This is a genomic window from Nitrincola alkalilacustris (genome assembly GCF_008973755.1).
In the GTDB taxonomy this organism is placed as follows: Bacteria; Pseudomonadota; Gammaproteobacteria; order Pseudomonadales; family Balneatricaceae; genus Nitrincola; species Nitrincola alkalilacustris.
In genome coordinates, this window is record NZ_WBOM01000004.1 from 305846 (window position 1) to 326948 (window position 21103).

Genomic DNA, 21103 nt, shown 5'->3' on the forward strand with positions numbered 1-21103 from the left:
CAGATCATGCAGATTCAGTCTAAGCTCAATCTTGAATTGGTTTAACCACTTTTTCAATGTAAGCAATTACCCTAGGTACCACACAGACCCGAATTTTGATTGACAGCATCAATCAAGATTCAATAAAGTGTACTTCATATTTGGATAAATGGTATTACCAATTAATAAAAATAGCCGGTAACACTCCATGCAAGAACCATTTCTGAGTTTTCTGAAACAACTGCAGCACCTTCTGCCTGAAGAGCGCATCATCACCGATCCGCTGAGAACACTTGCCTATGGTACAGATGCCAGTTTCTATCGCCTGATCCCGCAAATCGTCATCAGAGCCAATGATGAAACCGAGATCATCCGCATCATTAAACTCGCACACCAGGAAAACATTGCAGTTACCTTCAGGGCTGCAGGTACGAGCTTGTCAGGCCAGGCGATTACGGATTCCGTGCTGATTCAGCTCGGCGATGGCTGGGATGGTTACCTTATCAGCCCTGACGCCAGGAGTATTGCGCTGCAGCCGGGTGTGATAGGTGCGCAGGCCAATCGCTTCCTCGCACCCTACAAACGTAAGATTGGCCCGGATCCCGCATCTATCAACACAGCCAAGATAGGTGGTATCGCGGCGAACAATGCCAGCGGTATGTGTTGTGGAACTGCACAGAACAGCTATCGCACCCTGCTCAGCATGCGTATGGTACTGGCAGACGGAACACTCCTGGATACATCGGATCGAGATTCGATAGAGGCCTTTTACAGAAGTCATCAGGGCTTACTGGACGCCTTGAGAGCCCTGAGTGCTCAGGTCAAGGCCAATCAAACTCTGAAGCAGCGGATTGAACATAAATACCGCCTGAAAAATACCACCGGCTATGCTTTGAACTCACTGGTGGACTATGACGACCCGATTGATATCCTGCAACACCTGATGATAGGTTCAGAAGGCACGCTGGGGTTCATATCCGAGATCACCTACAAGACGGTAGAGGAGCATGAGCACAAGGCATCTTCCCTGGTATTTTTCAATACCGTTCGTGCCGCCTGCGAAGCCGTTGCACTGCTCAAAAATGCTCCTGTTGCAGCGGTGGAGATGATAGACCGTGCAGGACTCAGATCGGTAGAAAGGAAGCCCGGCATGCCTGGCCTGATCCGTGAGTTGCCGGAAGATGCTGCTGCTTTGCTGGTGGAAACACGCGCCGGTGATTCCGATGCACTTGACAGTCAGATCCAGCAGATCATTCATATCCTGAGCAGCACTCACACCTGCCAGCCAGTAGATTTCACAACAGACGCAGCGCAAAGCGCCCTTTACTGGTCTGTTCGCAAGGGGCTTTTCCCTGCCGTTGGCGCGGTTCGACTCACGGGTACCACCGTCATCATTGAAGATGTTGCCTTTCCGGTCGAGCGTCTGGCGGATGCCGTGGCGGACCTTCACCTGCTATTTGAGCGCTGGCATTATCATGAAGCGATCATTTTCGGCCACGCCCTGGAGGGCAACCTGCACTTTGTCTTCACTCAGTCCTTTGATACGGATGAAGAGATCAAGCGATATGAGGGGCTGATGGATGAGGTCGCGGACCTGGTCGTTAACCGCTACGATGGCTCTCTGAAGGCTGAGCACGGTACCGGCCGCAATATGGCACCCTATGTTGAGTTGGAATGGGGACAGGAAGCCTACCAGTTGATGTGGGAGCTGAAGGCACTGCTCGACCCAACCAATATTCTGAACCCCGGTGTAGTTCTGAACCGCGATCCTCATGTCCACCTGCAGAATCTGAAACCTCTGCCACCGGCCAATGCGCTTATCGACAAGTGTATAGAGTGTGGTTTCTGCGAACCTGTCTGCCCATCACGAGCCCTGACACTGACGCCACGCCAGCGCATTGTGATCTGGCGGGAAATAGCAAGACTTACGCAGTCAGGTGAAGACCCGGATCGCCTGCAGCAATTGAGACAGGACTACCGGTTTCAGGGGGATGCCACCTGTGCGGCCTGTGGCCTTTGCTCAACCGCTTGCCCAGTAGGGATAAATACCGGAGATCTCACGCGCGAGATTCGCCATGATGAAAATCTGAAGCATGCCGGCAAGGCCGAATGGATCGCACGCCATTTCAGCGCCACGACACAGGCAAGTAGAATAGCCTTTGGACTTGCCAACACAACGCACAGGCTGATCGGCACTTCTGCCATGACAGGAGTGACAGGTTTTGCACGCAAGCTCAGTGGCAACAGACTGCAGCAGTGGACACCAGCACTTCCCACCGCTGCGCGTCGCATAAAGCCGAAAGGCTCAAGCGCTTCGTCTGCGCATAAGGTAGTTTATCTGCCGAGCTGCGCCAGTCGCACCATGGGGCCGGCATCAGGTGACAAGGACCAGACCTCTCTGGCAGATAAGACAGAAGCTCTGTTGCGCAAGGCGGGGTTCGACGTGATCTATCCTGAGAAACTGTCCGAGCTGTGCTGCGGCATGCCTTTTCAATCCAAGGGGTTCTTTGAGGCGGCCACACTGAAAGCCAAAGAGTTGAATGATGCCCTGCTTGACGCGACACAAGGCGGAGATATACCCGTTTACAGCGATACCAGCCCCTGTAGTCTGCGCATGAAAGAGGGTATTGATGAACGCATCAAACTTTATGACAGTGTCGATTTCATCGCCCGTTTCGTGTTGGACAAGCTCACAATCACTCCGATCAAGAAACCTGTGGCCCTCCATATCACCTGCAGTACGACTCGCATGGGACTGGCTGACTCACTGACCAGAATTACATCTGCCTGCTGCGAGGAGCTGGTTATACCGCCGGATGTCACCTGCTGCGGTTTTGCAGGTGACAAGGGTTTTTCTGTTCCTGAGCTCAATGCATCAGCACTGCGCAATCTTAAAAGCCGCGTTTCACACTGCAGCCTGGGCGTTTCGACCAGCAGAACCTGCGAAATCGGGCTCAGCCATCACAGTGGCATCAGCTATCAATCTGTTGTATACCTTTTAGACAGCTGCTCAGAGGCCCGGCATGATCCATCAGCCGACAAAACCATTCATCCGATCGATTGACAAGGAGTTACCCCAATGTCACTTCCCGAACTGAAAACACTGCTGTATACCACAACGCTGGGCGGCAACACCCGCCCTGTTTTTCGCCATGCAGTGCAGCTGGCTTTGAAAATGAACGCCAGAATAATCATGCTGCATGTGATAGAACCGATCAATGCAACCTCCCACGCTCTTATCCACAACTTCCTGCCTGAGGATGTGATTGAAAAACTGCATACAGAAGGCGTTTCCCAGATGCATGAATTGATGCAGGATCGTGTGAAAAAGTTCTGCGATGAAGAGTTGGATGCGCTGACGGGTGAAATCAAACTGGATATTGCCACACTGGTTGAAGAGGGTAACCCGACAGATGCCATTCTGCGCGTGGCAAAACGCATGAATGTAGACATGATTGTAATGGGCGCCGAGAACAGTTTCGGTCATCACAGCCATACCACTCAGGAGGTTATTCGTGAAGCCAAACTGCCTGTCTTCGTGATTCCAACCTGAGACTTACATTTCCTTTTACTTATGAAAGTCTTATAGTGGCCTATCCAACACAGGGCAGGTATCACATCGATACCTGCTGCGTCAGTCATCACAGGACGAAAAAATGGATGGTGCCACCTACAGCCTGATCGAACGCATTTTTCTGACTATATTCCCACTCCTGGCGATAGTCTGCGTCGGTTATTTTTACGCCCGAAAGCGCCAGACAGACATGTCGGTTGCCAACAAGATCAACATGGACATCTTTACACCGGCTCTGATCTTTTCGGTCATGTCGGCAGAATCCTTTGATCTTCCCAGTTACTCCACCCTGGCGATTGGCGCATTGATAGTTGTGATAGGCTCTGGCCTGCTGATATGGCCCTTCTGTCGACTCCTGAAGGTACACCCCAAGACATTCCTGCCACCGATGATGTTCAGCAACAGTGGCAACCTCGGTATTCCATTGATCGTACTGGCTTTTGGTGAGGCTGCACTACCCGCTGCTGTGGTTCTGTTTCTGGTCGAGAATGTGCTGCATTTTACACTGGGGCTCTACATGCTGGATAACCGTACCAATATTCTGCGCATGCTCAGAATCCCGATGATCATGGCAACCATCGCAGGCCTTGTCTGGAGCAGCCTCGGTCTTGCACTCTATCCTGCCCTGAGAACCTTTGTTGATATGCTGGGGCAGATAGCCATTCCGTTGATGCTGTTTGCACTGGGTGTGCGCATGACCAGTATCGATTTCTCCAACTGGCGCGTCGGGGTCGCAGGTGCGATTCTGGCACCTGTCAGCGGCATACTGATTGCGCTGGCACTGCAGCCATTCCTGCAACTGGAGCCGGTACAGTTTGCCTATCTGGTTCTCTTTGGCGCCTTGCCACCAGCGGTACTCAACTACATGGTTTCCGAACGTTACAACCAGGAGCCTCATCTGGTAGCGTCGATTGTGTTGATCGGAAATGTCGGCAGCCTGATCATTATCCCGGTCGTGCTGTTCTTTATCATTTAAAGTCTTTACAGAGTGTCGGCCCCAGGGGAACAGCCCAAGGCCGACACCTGTCACTCACTCCTCGGCCGCTGCGACCTCATCACCGATTGAGATGACATCCCGGTTACGCTCTACCGTCGCCGGGCCTATGCCACGCACCTGAGACAACTCCTCGACGCTGACAAATGGGCCGCGGGACTCCCGGTACTCAACTATCGCCTGAGCTTTCGCAGGACCCACACCGGACAACACAGATGCGATCTCCTCTGCGGAAGCGGTATTGATATTGATGCCTGAAGCGGCTGCAAATGAAGAGAAAAAAAGCAGAAAAAGCAGTGCGAATGCACGCAATGATGTGCGGTTCATAAAACCTCCTTGTTTATGGTTATCTGCCAGCCTCCTGCCAGCAGATTCAACACTATTATACTTTAAAGCGCTTTTCCAGCCCCCAGGCATATTTTTACATGGATGAACTTCAGCTCAGCTGCCGTTGAGCCACAGCCTGATTCACCTCATCCAGAATGGCACGTGCAGCAGCAGCGGGATCAGTCGCCTGAGTCACTGGTCTACCCACCACCAGATAATCACTGCCGGCGAGTATCGCATCAGTAGGTGTCATGATTCTGCGCTGATCACCTGAGGCCGTATCCAGAGGCCGGATACCCGGTGTTACCAGGCTGAAATCAGCATCCACCACCTCTCGCAGCATAGCGGACTCCTGTGCAGAACAAACAACGCCATGCAGGCCCGATGACTGAGTCAACAGTGCCAGCCGCTTAACATGTTCCAGCGGCGATGCCGTAATACCCAGCTCCTCCAGATCAGATGCTTCCATACTGGTCAGCACCGTCACGGCGATCAACAGCGTATTACAGCCCGGCGTCTGCTCCAGCACCTCGCGTGCAGCACTCATCATGCGCCGCCCGCCGCCGGCATGCACGTTCACCATCCACACGCCAAGCTCCGCTGCTGCCTTGACAGCCATTGCCGTTGTATTGGGGATATCGTGAAACTTGAGATCCAGAAACACATCAAAGCCGAGCTTCTGTAAGGACTCGACAATCGAGGGCCCACAACGGGTAAACAACTCCTTGCCGACCTTGACTCTGCAATTTGCCGGCTCAAGCCTGGCAGCCATTGCCAGTGCACTTTTCGCATCAGGATAATCCAGCGCCACTATTATCGGCTTGTGATTTTGCTTCATCTTTACTCCAGTAATCCTGATCTATTCACCTTCCAGCCCCTGTACCGGCCTGGTGCTATCCCATTCCCGGCACGAAGGGCAGTGCCAGTGCAGCGTCCGCCCTTCGAAACCACACTGCAGGCACTGATACACAGGCTTGCTGCGTTCCAGTTGCCCAGTCAACCCTCTCAGGGTCGTCAGGCTTTCTTTGACACTATGCCCGCCCTGTTGAATATGAAGGTCGATCAAACGATTGAACCCTCGTATCGAGGGCCGTTTTTTCAGCTCCTCCATTATAAACATGGCTGCGGCGTTAATCCCCTCTCGCGCATCAACCCTCTCTGCCATGGCAAGAATAACCGTTGTTGAGGGTGCTTTGTGCAGGCATAGATTGAGATACTGCTCAAACTCATGCATTGCACCCTGCTCACGATAACAGCGCTCAAGCAGGGGAATCGTTTCTGACACCAGCAGCAGATTCTGATCCGGTACCCGTTTAAGCACCTTGATCGCCGAGCGCCAGGCACCTGCTCGCATATGCACATGGGCCTGCAACAGCGTTGCCCGAACACAGTTTCTATCCCGCTGCAGTGCTTTTTGCAGGTATCCTGATGCTTTCTCGTCGTTCTGCTGAAAATGAAAAATCTCGGCAAGCTCACAATAGTAGTGAGCAAGCTTATGCTGAACCGAGTGCATCTGATCGTGTTCCAGCCTGGCCGCCGTCTCTAGCGCCTTCCGCCACTCTCCCTCCTTTTCATACAGACGCATCAGCAGCATCAGCGCTTTGGTTCTGATCTCTGCTTCTGGCTTGCTCTGGACTATTTCCAGAAGTATCTGTTCAGCACGGTCCAGCAAACCGATTGCATCATAATCCCGCGCCAGCGCCATCTGAATGCGCTGCAAATCACTGGAGGAGAGATTCGGACGATTAAGCAGATCCTGATGGATCTGAATCGCCCTTTCAAAATCACCCTTACGTCTGAAAAGCTTGGCAAGGGCCAGATGAGCAGGGATGGTATCGGAATTGACCTCCAACACCCTGATAAAGCTCTCAATCGCTTCATCAGGCTGGTCATTGATCAGAAAATCAAGACCACTGTAGTACTCTCGATTAGAGTGCTCTCTATTAGAGTGCTCTCTATTGTGATCTCGATTCAGTGAAGGCAGTATCTTGCGAAAGCGCACACGGTTCTGAAAACGACCGAGTCCCCAACCGGCAGCAACAGCAAGCATCAGTGCAATGAAGAGAAATATATCCCCCATTTCATGCCAGATCTTTCGAGCTCGACAGTCGTGATTTTTCCAGTTCGCGCTGTGACGCGCTGATGCGTTTATTCACCGCGTAGAGTCGGGTTTTCAGTGACATGATGACAAATGAACTGAAAATCAGGCCCAGTATCGCTCCCAGTGCAAAAGCCCCGATCAGCCACAGCGAGAGACTCGCTTCGGGCAAAGTGACAAGCACCAGATCAATACTGACTCTGGTTGTATTGTGAATCGTGAACATTACACCCAGCAGTACTACCGCCAGCGCAATCAACAGCATGAGTAGTCGTTTGATAAAACGCACGCCTTAACTCCCTTGACACTGTCTGACGCATTTTTTGTCAGACTGAAATTTTAAGTCTTGAGACTTTGATTTACCTGATCTCGCATCTCTTTTCCAGGTTTGAAATGCGGAACATACTTGGCACCCAGCGGAACTGACTCCCCGGTTTTAGGGTTACGCCCAATGCGTGGTGCACGATAGTGCAGCGAAAAACTTCCAAATCCTCTGATCTCGATCCTATCACCATTGGCCAGCGCTTCAGTCATGTGATCCAGCATGGCCTTGACGGCCAGCTCAACATCTTTCACAGACAGTTGAGGATGAAGATCGATCAGCCGGTCTATCAACTCTGATTTGGTCATACCCTTCTCTCCACTTTTAAACGGAGCAACCACTAGGATGGTTGATCCGTTTCCAGGGTAACAGGCCCGAAAAAGGGCCGGTTTACTTTTTCTTTTCCATCTGAGCCTTGATCAGATCACCAATGGTGGTGGGCCCTGCTACCTCAGGCGCCTGCTCCTTGACTGTCTTGAGGGCCTGTTTTTCCTCTTTCTCGGCCAACTGCCTCACAGACAGATTGATGGTCCGATTACGCCGATCGATACTGACAATTACGGCCTCCACAGCGCTGCCAATGGCAGGCTCAGCTCCATCCTTGTCAAACTCGGACAGTTTCAGCAAGCCCTCCACCCCTTCAGCCAGCTCTATGGTCACCTGACGATCAGCTACCTGAGTCACCTTACCAGCGACAATACTGCCTTTGGCATTGACATCAGCAAACTCGGCAAAGGGATCGGAATTGATCTGCTTGATACCCAACGCAATGCGCTCACGCTCCGAATCAACAGACAGAACAACCGCTTCGATCTCCTGCCCCTTGGTATAGCGCTTGACGACCTCTTCGCCCGGCTCCTCCCATGACAGGTCAGACAGATGCACCAGACCATCGATATTACCTTCAAGGCCGATGAAAATACCGAAGTCCGTGATCGACTTGATCACACCGGTTACCTTGTCACCCTTATTGTAACGGCTGGCAAAACCTTGCCACGGATTTTCACTGCACTGTTTGATCCCCAGTGAAATTCGACGACGCTGCTGATCGATATCAAGGATCATCACCTCGATCTCATCACCAACCTGCACCACTTTGGAGGGATGAATATTACGATTCGTCCAATCCATTTCTGATACATGCACCAAGCCTTCAACACCATCACCTATCTCGGCAAAACAGCCGTAATCGGTCAGATTGGTGACACGCGCCTTGACCTTGTCACCCACAGCCTTTTCACGTATCAGTTGATTCCAGGGATCCTCATGCAGCTGCTTCAGGCCCAGTGATACACGCTTACGCTCTGGGTCATACTTGAGTACCTTGACATCAATTTCCTGACCGATGCTGAGCAACTCGCTCGGGTGCTTGACACGCTTCCACGCCATATCGGTGATATGCAGCAGGCCATCGATACCACCCAGCTCGATAAAGGCGCCGTAATCCGTCAGGTTCTTGACCACACCCTTGATCACCAGCCCCTCTTCCATGGTCGCCAGCAGTTTCTCGCGCTCTTCACTGTAAGCTTCTTCAAGCACGGCACGACGTGATACGACGATGTTGTTGCTGCGGGCATCAAGCTTGACCAGTTTGAACTCGAGTTCCTGGCCTTCAAGATGAGTGGTATCACGCAGAGGGCGCACATCCACAAGCGAACCCGGCAGGAAAGCGTTGATGCCATTGACATCGACAGTCAGGCCACCGCGTACCTTACCGGTAATATATCCAGTGATGGTTTCCTGGTCAGCAAAGGCTTTCTCCAGAACCTCCCAGGACTCTGCGCGTTTGGCTTTTTCTCTGGAGAGCTTGGTCGTGCCGAAACCATCCTCCAACGCCTCAAGCGACACCCTGACTTCATCGCCGACGGCCAGTTCCAGCTCACCGTTCTCGTTGACAAACTCACTGACAGGAATGATTCCCTCTGACTTGAGGCCTGCGTGTATCACGACAAAGTCATTTTCAATTGCAACAACCGTTCCCGTCACAATTGAACCAGGGGACATCTCCAGCTCTTTCAGGCTTTCTTCAAAAAGCTGCGCAAAACTTTCACTCATCACCGTGCATCCTCAAAGTAAAGCTGCTTCAGTGCAGCCCTTTATGTCTTGCTTCATCCAACACTGCTTTGAACACTGCCTCAATCGCCATCGACGTCGAGTCCAGTACCATCGCATCAGACGCCGGTTTCAGGGGCGCCACCGCGCGATTCATATCGCGTGAGTCACGCGTTTTGATATCGTTCAATATATCATCAAGGCTAGCACCCAGACCCTTGCTAATCAACTGCTTATATCGACGACTTGCGCGCTCCTCGGCACTGGCGTCCAGATATATTTTCAAGGGGGCATCAGGAAAGACTACCGTACCCATATCACGACCATCTGCAATCAACCCCGGAGGCTGTGCAAAATCTCGCTGTCGCGCCAATAATGCCATGCGAACCGGGCCCAGTGAGGCAACAACAGAAGCATCGGAGCTCACTGATTCTGTTCTGATTGCATTGGTGACTTCCTCACCTTCGAGGATGATACGCGCCTCATCACCACCACTTCCGGCAACAAACTGCACATCCAGATGCGCGGCCAGCACCTGCAGGGTTTCAACATCATCCAACGCAACACCATGATGTCTCGCCGCAACTGCCGTTAATCTGTATAAAGCACCACTATCCAGCAGATGAAAACCGAAATGGCTGGCCAGCATACGTGACAAAGTTCCCTTACCTGACCCACTCGGGCCATCAACCGCTATGACAAAACACTGATCACTGGTGGACATCAGTCCGCCTCCTTATGAATCTGAACACCTATCCGCTGCGCCTGCTCCACAAAATCCGGAAAAACTGACAGGACAGACGCACAATTTATTATTCTGATCTCCTCAGTCGCAGACAGCCCTGCAAGTACACATGCGAGGGCTATTCTCGGATCTGCAACACCTCTGATTTCTCCTCCTCGGAAGCATCCGGGTGAGACGAGCAACTCACGTCGGGTATAGGTAACGGCTACACCCTGATCAATCATCAACGCTACCATCGGATGAAGTCGCTCATGCAGTCGCTCAGCACACTCATCCGGTAATTCAAACCGGGTCTGGCCTTCGGCACGCATCGCGGCCACCATCAGCAGAGGCAGGTCATCCAACATCCCATAGAGCAGTTCCTCACTGATCGTGACACCTTGAAGCCGGGCGCTTCTGACACAGATATCCGCTACCGCCTCGCCTCTGGTCTCAGTAGCATTGTTGTAACTCAGCGCAGCACCCATCAGCTCCAGTGCATTCAGCGCCGCCATCCGCGTTGGATTGACGCCCATGTAGGGAAGCTGTAACTCGGACCCCGGAGTCATTGTAGCCGCTATAATGAAAAACAGCGCACTGGACGGGTCGCCGGGTACACGCAGTTGCGTTGCCTGCAACGACTCGCCACCACCAAGGCTGACCTGATGCGCCTGTCTGTCTACAGTATAGCCAAATCCCTGCAGCATTCTTTCCGTATGATCACGTGTAACATGCTGACCTGAAACCTCTGTTTTGCCTGTCGCATAAAGACCGGCCAGCAGCAGACTGGATTTGACCTGAGCACTGGGTTGAGGCATCTCATAACGTATGCCGATCAACTTTTCTGACGGCTCGATTTTCAGCGGCGGCAAGCTCGCGACAGCCTGAATATTGGCGCCCATCTGGCGTAACGGTTCAATAACTGACGCCATGGAGGTCTGACTCAGCGATTCATCGCCAAACAACTCAGTGGCAAAGGTCTGCGCCGACAGCAGACCAGCAAGTAAGCGCATGGAGGTGGCTGAATTACCCAGATACAGAGGCCCCGGTGGCGGCTGCAGCCCGTGCAGACCGACGCCATAAATTCGCACCTGCCCCTGATGAGGCCCTTCGATCACTACGCCCATATCACGGAAGGCCTGCAGAGTCGCCAGACTGTCTTCACCCTCGCGGAAACCTTCTATATCAGTGATGCCCTCTGCCAGAGCGCCGAGCATGATCGCACGGTGTGAGATGGAGAGATCGCCAGGAAGGGTGATTTCACCCCTGAGCTGAGCGGCACCCTGCACCCGCAGATCTATCGCCTGCTGCGACAGCACCTGTGCATAAGCTGAGCCACTGAGAATACGCGTGAAATGCTCGCGTGCCACTTTGGCGCGCGTGAAGATACCGAGCAGACTCTGACTGTCACCGGCCACTATCGCTTGCCTGAGCCGGGCCAGACCATTCGTGAACTGATCCATCTGCTTCAGCAGTGCATCGCGATTAGCCAGACATACGTCATGCCACATCACGGGATCACTGGCAGCTATGCGGGTGAAGTCACGAAAGCCACCGGCCGCATAGCGGAAAATATCGGTATTTTCCTCCTCATGCGCCAGCGTATCGACCAGAGAAAAAGCCAGCATATGTGGCAGATGACTGGTCGCAGCCAGCACCTGATCATGACGATCAACATCCATCTGCAACACTTCAGCACCGATCGACTGCCAGAGGCGGGCGATCTGCAACGTAGCATGGGAGTCGGTTTCTGGCAGAGGGGTCAGAATCACTTTATGGCGTTCGAACAGATCGGCATCCGAGGCTCTGACGCCGCTCTTTTCAGCACCCGCAATCGGATGCCCAGGTACAAAGGTGGGGGGTATGACAGAAAAGATGCTTCGCGCAGCGGTAACCAAATTAGCCTTGGTGCTGCCGACATCCGTCAACAGAGTATGAGGCTTGAGATGGGGTTCTACTGCAGCCAGCACAGCCTCCATCACCTTGACCGGCACTGCCAGCATCACCAGATCAGCTTCACCGACCGCCTGCGCCAGATCATCGGCAGAACGGTCGATTACACCCAGCTTGACTCCCAGCGCAGCTTCATCCGCATTGCGATCATAGCCGACCACTTCACGCACGATTCCACGCGAACGCAGCGCTCTGGCAAAAGAGCCGCCTATCAGGCCAAGACCGATTACCAGCACCCTGTCTATTGCGTACTTCACAGTCTTACCTTTGTCAGCGACATCAAACAATCCAACTTAGAGTACTGCCTTGGGATAAGAACCCAGCTGTTTGAGTTCAACGGTGCCCTTTTCAAGCTCTTCCAGCAGTTGCTGTACCTCGGGGTCATCACGATGCCCTTCGAAATCAATATAAAAGAGCGTATCCCAGCCGGCCTTGGTACCAGAACGGGTTTCCAACCTTGTCAGACTGATATCACGGCGCCGGAAAGGCTCCAGCAGGTCATACAAGACCCCGGGTTTATCATGTGCAAGCAGCAGAATCGATGTCTTGTCCTGACCACTGGGTGACACATCCTGATTGCCGATGATCAGGTAGCGCGTCACGCTGTCGAGCTGATCTTCAATATTGCGCTCAGCCACGACAAGATCAAACAGCTCGGCCGCAATATCACTGCCGATGGCCGCAGCCACATCTCCGGCAGCAATAACCATATCAGCGGCTTCCGCATTGGAAACCACAGCTATGCGTTCGGCATCCGGGTAGCGGGCATCGAGCCAGTGATGACATTGGGAGAAGGCAAACTGGTGGGCGTAGATACGTTTGATCTTGCTGACATCGGCGTTCTGGCCGGTCAGCAGATGATAATGAGTCTGCAGTTCGACCTCGCCACAGATGCTGACATCGAAACGACTGAACAGGTCCAGCGTTCGGCTGACAGCGCCCTCGTTCGCGCTTTCAATCGGCACCACACCATAGTGGGCAGCACCTGATTCAACATCGCGGAAAACCTGATCGAGCGTTTCCAGCGGCGCGCCCTTGACGGCATGCCCGAAATGTTTCAAAACAGCCTGCTGAGTGAAGGTACCTACCGGCCCGAGAAATACCACATGCAGTGGCTGCTCCAGCGCCAGACAGACCGACATGATTTCACGAAACAGGCGCGCCATCTCCTGATCGGGAAGCGGCCCCTCATTACGCGCCATTACGGAACGCAGCACCTGTGCCTCACGTTCGGGGCGATAGAAAACAGCTTGCTGCGCGCCCTGAAACTGCTGTTTCACTTCGGCAACCTGCTGAGCACAACGTGCACGCTGGTTGATCAACTGCTGAACCTGAAGATCGATACTGTCTATCTGATCCCTCAGTACACGAAGGGCATCTTCCTGTACTGAAGTTTTCTGCTCATCGCTACTCATGGATCGACTCCGATCTCAGCCATGCCTGCGTTCAAAATCAGCCATAAAGCTGATCAATGCATCTACCGCCTGTTCAGGAACCGCATTATAGAGGCTGGCGCGCATGCCACCCACAGAGCGATGACCCTGAAGATTCATCAGATTTGCCTCTTCCGCTTCGCGCAGAAACACCTGATCCAGACGACTGTCTGCAAGAGTGAAGGGCACGTTCATGATCGAGCGATTGGCTTTGGCCACCGGATTGGCGTAGATGCCACTGCCATCAATCGCGGCATACAGTTTGGCAGCCTTACGATGATTAACCTGACCAATCGCCTCAACACCACCCTGGTTCTTGAGCCACTGAAACACCAGCCCTGCCAGATACCAGCCAAAGGTCGGCGGGGTGTTGTTCATGGAACCGGCATCGGCATGCAGCTTGTAGTCATACATGGAGGGTGTGCCTGGCAGCGTATTGCCGAGCAGGTCGTCACGCACGATAACAACTGTCAGACCGGCAGGCCCGATATTTTTCTGTGCACCGGCATAGATCAGACCAAAGCGATCCACTTTTATCGGTTTGGCCAGTATGTCGGACGACATATCCGCCACCAGCGGGCGACCTGCCGCATCGGGAATATAATCGAACTCAACACCACCGATCGTCTCGTTTGTGGTGTAGTGCAGATAGGCCGCATCATCACTCAGGCGCAGCTCATTCTGTGAGGGTGCTGAGGTAAAGTTGTTGCTTTCGGTGCTGGCCACTACATTCACGTCGCAATAATGCTTTGCTTCTGCAATCGCCTTCTTCGACCAGATGCCGGTATTGATGTAATCCGCACGACCATTACCGCGCAACAGATTCATCGGCACCATGGCAAACTGACTGCTCGCCCCGCCCTGGAGGAACAGCACCTGATACTGCTCCGGGATCTGCATCAGCTCACGCAGATCCCGTTCAGCCTGCTCCGCCACCGCAACGAACTCGTCGCTGCGATGACTCATCTCCATGATCGACAGACCGGTTCCCTGCCAATCCAGCAACTCCTGCTGCGCCTGCAGCAGCACCTCTTCCGGCAGTGCAGCAGGACCTGCACTGAAGTTAAACTTCCGCGTCATCTGCGACACCCTCTGACTCGCCTTCAATCACATCGATCTCTTCCGGCTCTTCAATGCGAGCCAGACCTACCAACTGCTCATCTTCGGACAGACGAATCAACATCACGCCCTGGGTATTACGGCCCAGCACAGAGATCTCATCCGTACGGGTACGCACCAGCGTGCCACGGTTGCTGATCAGCATTACGCCGTCGCCTTCGAACACCTGTACCGCACCAGCCAGTGCACCATTACGCTCAGTACACTGCATCGCGATAACGCCCTGACCACCACGACCACGCAGCGGGAAGTCTTCCACAGCAGTCTGCTTGCCATAGCCCTTCATGGAGGCGGTCAATATCTTGCCACCTTCGCGCGGGATGATCAGCGAGATCACCCGCACATCATCACTGATGCGCACACCACGAACACCACGGGCGGTACGACCCATCTGGCGCACATCACCTTCGTGGAAACGGATCGCCTTACCGGCGCTGGTCATCAGCATTACATCATCATCACCACTGGTGATGGCGGCACCGATCAGACGGTCACCCTCCACAACATCCAGTGCAATCAAACCACTGCTGCGAGGACGAGAGAAGCTGGTCAGAGGCGTTTTCTTGACTGTACCAAAACCGGTCGCCATGAAGACGAAACGATCTTCCGTAAACTCTTTGACTGGCAGAATGGCCGTGATGCGCTCATTCTCAACAAACGGCAGGATGTTCACGATAGGACGACCACGTGATGCACGGCTGGCCGGTGGAATCTCATACACTTTGAGCCAGTAAACCTTGCCCAGGCTGGAGAAGCAGAGAATCGTATCGTGCGTATTGGCAATCAGCAGATGTTCAATGAAATCCTCATCCTTGATTGCTGTAGCGGACTTGCCTTTACCGCCACGACGCTGCGCCTGATAGGCATCCAGCGGCTGAGTCTTGGCATAGCCACCGTGGGAGATGGTTACCACCATATCCTCTTCGGTGATCAGATCAGCCACTGTCAGATCCTGCTGTGACGCCATGATTTCAGTGCGGCGCTCATCCTGATACTCACTGACCAGTGCAGCCAATTCCTCACGGATCACCTCCATCAGACGCTCACGAGAGCCCAGAATAAACAGCAGCTCGGCAATCTTGTCGACCAGTACCTGATACTCTGCGATCAGCTTCTCATGCTCCAGACCGGTCAGACGATGCAGACGCAGATCCAGTATCGCCTGCGCCTGAACAGGTGACAAATAATAGAAACCTTCACGCATACCGAACTGAGGTTCCAGATCTTCCGGACGACAAGCGTCTTCACCGGCTTTTTCCAGCATGGTCAGCACACTGCCGGGCGCCCAGCGCTCAGCGATCAGGCGTTCCTTGGCATCGCTTGGTGTGGGCGACTCCTTGATCAGCTTGATCACAGGATCGATATTGGCCAGAGCAACCGCCAGACCTTCGAGAACATGCGCCCGCTCACGCGCTTTGCGCAGTTCGAAAACGGTGCGACGCGTGACCACTTCGCGGCGGTGGCGAATAAAGCACTCGAGCATCGACTTCAGATCAAGCGTGCGTGGCTGGCCATCGACCAGTGCCACCATGTTGATCCCGAACACACTCTGCAGCTGCGTCTGAGTAAAGAGGTTGTTGATGATCACCTCGGGCACTTCGCCACGACGCAACTCAATCACGATGCGCATGCCGTCCTTATCGGACTCGTCACGCAGCTCGCTGATCCCTTCGACCTTTTTCTCTTTTACCAGATCGGCGATCTTTTCGATCAGACGCGCCTTGTTCAACTGATAAGGTATCTCTGTGACCACCAGCATCGGACGACCGTTACGCGGGTTATCCTCGATATGATGTTTGGCACGGACATAGATACGGCCACGACCGGTACGATAGGCCAGCAGAATACCGGCACGGCCGTTGATAATGGCACCCGTCGGGAAGTCAGGACCGGGAATGTACTCCATCAGATCATCGACGCTGAGATCAGGGTTGTCGATCAGTGCGACACAACCGCGAACCACTTCACCCAGATTATGCGGCGGGATATTGGTCGCCATACCGACTGCGATACCGGCAGAACCATTCACCAGTAGATTCGGTACGCGTGTCGGCATGACGGCGGGAATTCTTTCCGTGCCATCGTAGTTATCAACAAAGTCGACCGTTTCCTTGTCCAGATCCGCCAGCAACTCATGCGCAATCTTGGACATGCGGATCTCGGTATAACGCATGGCAGCCGCAGAATCGCCGTCAACCGAACCGAAGTTACCCTGCCCATCCACCAGCATGTAACGCATCGAAAAGTTCTGCGCCATCCTGACAATCGTGTCATAAACGGCACTGTCGCCATGCGGATGGTACTTACCTATCACGTCACCGACCACACGGGCGGATTTCTTGTAAGGCTTGTTCCAGTCATTGCTCAGTTCATTCATCGCAAAGAGCACGCGACGATGAACCGGCTTCAGGCCATCTCTGACATCAGGGAGGGCACGACCCACGATCACGCTCATTGCGTAGTCAAGGTATGACTGTTTGAGTTCATCCTCTATATTGATCGGGAGGACTTCTTTGGCTAGATCACCCATTCGTTCAGCTTTCCTTGATTCGGTCTGCTCACACGCCGCATCGGCGGCAATTCAATAGCCGGCAATTGTACCATAAAGCAGCCAAATGGTGCCTCCTGATAGTCACATTTCAGTGACTTATCCTGATCCTCATCAAGCGTCAAGCTGTCACCTCCGGATCACGGGTGTTAGAATCGCCGGATGCCGCCAGGATTTTGAGAAGCGAAGATGACAGAGCCTCATACACAGAATATTGATCCATCCGAAATCGCCAAGTTTGAAGAGCTCGCCAGCCGCTGGTGGGATCGCAACAGCGAGTTCAAACCGCTGCATGATATCAACCCGCTCAGAGTCGGATTCATAGACCGCATAGCGCCTCTTGCAGGCAAGCGTGTACTGGATGTCGGCTGCGGTGGCGGCATTCTTTCTGAATCCATGGCCGCCAGAGGCGCCAGCGTCATGGGTATAGACATGGGTGAAGCGCCTCTCAAGGTCGCCAGACTGCATGGACTTGAAAGCGGCATCCAGGTTGATTATCAGCGTATTACCGTTGAAGAGCTGGCCAGCACTCATGCTGGCACCTTTGATATCGTCACCTGCATGGAGATGATCGAGCACGTTCCCGACCCATCATCAATCATTCGGGCCTGCTCAGAACTGGTCAAACCCGGTGGCCACCTCTTTCTGTCGACTCTGAACCGCAACCCGAAGAGCTATCTATTTGCGATCCTCGGAGCCGAGCGCATTCTCAAGCTGGTCCCTCAGGGCACGCATGACTTCAACAAATTCATCAAACCGGCAGAGCTGGCGGAATGGGTACGCAGCAGCGGCTTGAGCATCACCGAAATGACAGGACTGGTGTACAACCCACTTACCCGCACCTATCGCCTTGATCCCAAAGATGTTGATGTCAACTACATGCTGGCTACGCGCAAACAGGACAACTGATGATGACACTGCAGTCAGCCCTGTTCGACCTTGATGGCACACTGTTGGACACCGCTCCCGATTTCCATCAGGTGATTATCCAACTGCTGGCCGAAGAGGGGCGCCCCGCGATCAGTTATGAGGCAGTCCGCGCTGAAGTATCAAATGGCGCGCGTGCATTGGTCAGCCGAGCATTCAACCTGACACCGGAGGCACCTGGATTCAGCGAGCTGCACCAGCGCATGCTCGAACTCTATGCCAGCCAACTGACACAGCACAGCCGCCTGTTTGACGGCATGAACAACCTTCTTGATTGGCTTGAGAGCAACCATATACCCTGGGGTATCGTCACCAACAAACCATCACTTTACACCCTGCCCATACTGGAAGGCCTGCAGCTGCAATCTCGTTGTGGATCAGTCATCTGCCCGGACCATGTCAGCAAAACCAAGCCCGATCCCGAAGGACTGCTGATGGCATGCCGGGAGTTGAACGCAGAACCCGGTCGCAGTGTCTACATAGGCGATCACCGGAGAGATATCGAAGCCGGACAGGCTGCTGGCATGATCACCATCGCCGCAGCCTATGGCTATATCGACCCTCGCGACCCGGTCACTGACTGGAACAGCCACCACACGGCAGCTGACGCGCACGAGATTCTTTCCCTGCTACAATCAATACATGAACACACATCGCCTGCCTGAAGCAGCCGCGATAACGGATGAAAAAGGACCCTGACCGATCATGTTTGCATACAGCGCACCCACCGATCTCCTGAAAGATCGCATCATTCTGGTCACTGGCGCAGGTGACGGCATAGGCAGAGAAGCAGCCAGACAGTTTGCTGCTCATGGTGCTACCGTCATCCTGCTGGGCAGAACCATAGAAAAACTTGAATCCCTTTATGATGAGCTGGAAGCCGCTGGCTATCCACAACCCGCCATCGTACCCCTGAACCTGGAAAGCGCCGGCGAGCACGATTTCATTGAGCTGTGCAACACTCTGCATCAGGAGTTCGGCAAGCTGGATGGCATTCTGCACAACGCCAGCCTGCTCGGGGTTCGCACACCTATCGAAAACTACGACCCAACCATCTGGCTGCAGGTGATGCAGGTCAATGTCAACGCGGCCTTCATGATGACCCAGACATTGATGCCACTGTTGAGAGCCTCAGATGACGCATCAGTGGTTTTCACCACCTCCAGTGTGGGAAGCAAAGGGAAGGCATACTGGGGCGCCTATGCTGTCTCAAAATTTGCCACGGAGGGGATGATGCAGGTACTGGCCGACGAGCTGGAAAACTCCGGCAACATCCGCGTCAATTGCATCAACCCCGGCGCCACCCGAACCAATATGCGCGCCAACGCCTACCCGGCTGAAAATCCAGACAACAACCCCGCTCCTGCTGACATAATGCCCCTGTACCTTTATCTGATGGGGCCGGACAGTAAAGGCCAGAACGGCCACACACTGAGCGCTCAGGGCAACGGACAACCACTGTGACGCAATACAAAAAGAAAAGCCCGGTATCATAACCGGGCTTTTCAGTATCAGCGTGCTCTTTAGTACCAACAATCAGTAGCAACAATCAGTAGCAGTAAATCAGTACCAACAATCGGCCAGCACCCGCAATCAGCGTGCGTTACGCTTACCGACAGAGCGCACCTTGCCGGTCTTACGCTTTTGTTTGACCTCCTGGCGCACAACCCGCTCTTTGTCAGCAGACTGACGCACCCGCTGCTTCTTATGCAGACGCTCGTCAGCTGCGCGCTGGATCGGCGTTCTAACCACTCGACTGGTATCCTGCTCGAGACCCATCTCCAGCGCCAGCAGATTACACGCCTTGCGATCCATCTCCTTCCAGGTTCCAACCTTGATATCGCTAGGCATGAACACTGGTCCGAAGCGAACCCGCTTCAGACGACTTACCTTGAGCCCCTGAGACTCCCATAGACGCCTGACTTCGCGATTACGACCCTCCATCACGACGCAGTGGTACCACTTGTTAGCTCCCTCACCATCAAAAAACTGCACATCGGTAAAGTTCGCCATACCATCATCAAGCAGAACGCCCTTCTTCAGACGGTCCAGCATCTCTTCATCCACCTCACCCAGCACTCGTACCGCATACTCGCGATCAATCCTGGCTGAGGGGTGCATCATCTTATTGGCCAACTCACCATCCGTGGTGAAGATCAACAACCCGGTGGTGTTGATATCCAGACGCCCGATAGCGATCCAGCGCCCCTGCTTAAGCGGCGGCAAGGCATCAAAGACCGTCGGCCTGCCTTCAGGGTCATGGCGGGTACACACCTCACCCAGCGGCTTGTTATATAAAAGCACGCGCCGCGGCTCAGCGCCGGCAAAAACCAACTCTACCAACTTGCCATTAAGCGACACCTTATCCAGAGGCGTTACACGATCACCCAGGGTTGCCAACACCCCGTTGATATTGATCCGTTTCTCTTCAATCCAACGCTCCATCTCACGACGTGAGCCAAAACCGGAGCGCGCCAATACTTTTTGCAGTTTTTCACTGTCCATGACGCAACCTTTCTGTAAGACAAAAAAGCCCCACAGGAAACCTGGAGGGCCAGTACAGCAATATTAGCAGAGTTTCTTCAGATCAGGCAGATGGCAACTGCTCTTTGGAAATACCCTTCGCTTCCATATATTCTTTGAATACGGTTGGCGTACGCCCTCTGCCGGACCACTCATGACGCTCACCCTGAGCATCCACAATGGAGTATTTGGCCTTGACGCTTTTACGCTGCAGAGAGTCACCAACCTCAGCCAGATCATCAAGATCCAGACCTGCTGAAAGCATGGCTTTGCGAATCTCTTCAATCTTGGCTTTTTTCTCCTGCTCAACAGCCTCTTTGGCAGCCGCCTCTTCCAGCTTTTCCTGGAGGATATCAGACAGATCACCGATAACCTTTTCGATATCACTTACTGATATTTCCTGAACCTGTTTTCTCAGAGAGTTCTTGCGCGTAAGCACTTTAATAAAGTCAGACATGATATTTTATTCCAGATTTACTGAGAGATGGATATAATACTAATTATCTAGATATATATCAGTTTTGCAAGCG

General features: G+C 53.4%; 19 protein-coding genes. 6 read left to right on the forward strand and 13 right to left on the reverse strand.

Annotation, left to right across the window (positions count from 1 at the left end):
* Positions 1-187 precede the first annotated feature (187 nt).
* The 3 genes from F7R27_RS09375 (at position 188) to F7R27_RS09385 (ending at position 4529) form a co-directional block, all read left to right on the forward strand.
* Complete coding sequence (locus tag F7R27_RS09375) at positions 188-3043, forward strand: FAD-binding and (Fe-S)-binding domain-containing protein (RefSeq protein WP_151703979.1); 2856 nt, start codon at positions 188-190, stop codon at positions 3041-3043.
* A 15-nt stretch (positions 3044-3058) separates the two neighbouring features.
* The gene (locus F7R27_RS09380; protein ID WP_151703980.1) at positions 3059-3532 is read left to right on the forward strand and encodes a universal stress protein; all 474 of its coding nucleotides are present in this window, start codon (positions 3059-3061) and stop codon (positions 3530-3532) included.
* A 103-nt stretch (positions 3533-3635) separates the two neighbouring features.
* Positions 3636-4529 (forward strand): AEC family transporter, encoded by an 894-nt coding sequence (locus F7R27_RS09385; RefSeq protein WP_151703981.1) that lies wholly within the window; start codon positions 3636-3638, stop codon positions 4527-4529.
* A gap of 54 nt (positions 4530-4583) precedes the next feature.
* Here F7R27_RS09385 and F7R27_RS09390 read toward each other — a convergent pair whose 3' ends face one another.
* From F7R27_RS09390 to gyrA, 11 genes are all read right to left on the reverse strand, one after another.
* Positions 4584-4874 (reverse strand): helix-hairpin-helix domain-containing protein, encoded by a 291-nt coding sequence (locus tag F7R27_RS09390; protein ID WP_151703982.1) that lies wholly within the window; start codon positions 4872-4874, stop codon positions 4584-4586.
* A 109-nt stretch (positions 4875-4983) separates the two neighbouring features.
* A complete protein-coding gene (gene pyrF, locus F7R27_RS09395) occupies positions 4984-5712 on the reverse strand; it encodes an orotidine-5'-phosphate decarboxylase (RefSeq protein WP_151703983.1) in 729 nt (242 codons plus the stop codon).
* A 21-nt stretch (positions 5713-5733) separates the two neighbouring features.
* Positions 5734-6954: a lipopolysaccharide assembly protein LapB gene (gene lapB, locus F7R27_RS09400; RefSeq protein ID WP_151703984.1), complete on the reverse strand. Its 1221-nt coding sequence runs from the start codon at positions 6952-6954 to the stop codon at positions 5734-5736.
* Position 6955: 1 nt separating this feature from the next.
* Complete coding sequence (locus F7R27_RS09405) at positions 6956-7261, reverse strand: LapA family protein (protein WP_240776318.1); 306 nt, start codon at positions 7259-7261, stop codon at positions 6956-6958.
* 50 nt (positions 7262-7311) lie between these two features.
* Positions 7312-7602, reverse strand: a complete 291-nt coding sequence (ihfB, locus tag F7R27_RS09410; RefSeq protein ID WP_151703985.1) for an integration host factor subunit beta — start codon at positions 7600-7602, stop codon at positions 7312-7314.
* A gap of 82 nt (positions 7603-7684) precedes the next feature.
* Complete coding sequence (rpsA, locus tag F7R27_RS09415; RefSeq protein ID WP_151703986.1) at positions 7685-9349, reverse strand: 30S ribosomal protein S1; 1665 nt, start codon at positions 9347-9349, stop codon at positions 7685-7687.
* Between the two features lie 28 nt (positions 9350-9377).
* Entirely contained in the window at positions 9378-10070 is a 693-nt protein-coding gene (gene cmk, locus F7R27_RS09420; RefSeq protein WP_151703987.1) for a (d)CMP kinase, read from the reverse strand.
* Positions 10070-12280, reverse strand: a complete 2211-nt coding sequence (locus F7R27_RS09425; protein ID WP_151703988.1) for a bifunctional prephenate dehydrogenase/3-phosphoshikimate 1-carboxyvinyltransferase — start codon at positions 12278-12280, stop codon at positions 10070-10072. The genes cmk and F7R27_RS09425 overlap by 1 nt, the downstream gene beginning before the upstream one ends.
* 36 nt (positions 12281-12316) lie before the next feature.
* Positions 12317-13438: a prephenate dehydratase gene (pheA, locus tag F7R27_RS09430; RefSeq protein WP_151703989.1), complete on the reverse strand. Its 1122-nt coding sequence runs from the start codon at positions 13436-13438 to the stop codon at positions 12317-12319.
* A gap of 15 nt (positions 13439-13453) precedes the next feature.
* Positions 13454-14536, reverse strand: a complete 1083-nt coding sequence (serC, locus tag F7R27_RS09435; protein WP_151703990.1) for a 3-phosphoserine/phosphohydroxythreonine transaminase — start codon at positions 14534-14536, stop codon at positions 13454-13456.
* A complete protein-coding gene (gene gyrA / locus F7R27_RS09440) occupies positions 14520-17105 on the reverse strand; it encodes a DNA gyrase subunit A (protein WP_151703991.1) in 2586 nt (861 codons plus the stop codon). The genes serC and gyrA overlap by 17 nt, the downstream gene beginning before the upstream one ends.
* A gap of 207 nt (positions 17106-17312) precedes the next feature.
* On the opposite strand from gyrA, the gene ubiG reads away from it, so the two are divergent.
* The 3 genes from ubiG to F7R27_RS09455 are packed head-to-tail and all read left to right on the forward strand — an operon-like array spanning position 17313 to position 19514.
* On the forward strand, positions 17313-18032 hold the full coding sequence (gene ubiG / locus F7R27_RS09445; protein WP_151703992.1) for a bifunctional 2-polyprenyl-6-hydroxyphenol methylase/3-demethylubiquinol 3-O-methyltransferase UbiG: 720 nt from the start codon (positions 17313-17315) through the stop codon (positions 18030-18032).
* The gene (locus tag F7R27_RS09450; protein ID WP_151703993.1) at positions 18032-18715 is read left to right on the forward strand and encodes an HAD-IA family hydrolase; all 684 of its coding nucleotides are present in this window, start codon (positions 18032-18034) and stop codon (positions 18713-18715) included. The genes ubiG and F7R27_RS09450 overlap by 1 nt, the downstream gene beginning before the upstream one ends.
* Before the next feature lie 40 nt (positions 18716-18755).
* Entirely contained in the window at positions 18756-19514 is a 759-nt protein-coding gene (locus F7R27_RS09455; RefSeq protein ID WP_151703994.1) for a YciK family oxidoreductase, read from the forward strand.
* 129 nt (positions 19515-19643) lie between these two features.
* Here F7R27_RS09455 and rluB read toward each other — a convergent pair whose 3' ends face one another.
* Positions 19644-20555 carry a 23S rRNA pseudouridine(2605) synthase RluB gene (gene rluB / locus F7R27_RS09460; protein WP_151703995.1) on the reverse strand — a complete coding sequence of 304 codons (912 nt, stop codon included), beginning with the start codon at positions 20553-20555 and terminating at the stop codon, positions 19644-19646.
* Between the two features lie 82 nt (positions 20556-20637).
* Positions 20638-21030: an H-NS family histone-like protein gene (locus tag F7R27_RS09465; RefSeq protein ID WP_151703996.1), complete on the reverse strand. Its 393-nt coding sequence runs from the start codon at positions 21028-21030 to the stop codon at positions 20638-20640.
* Positions 21031-21103: the final 73 nt, after the last annotated feature.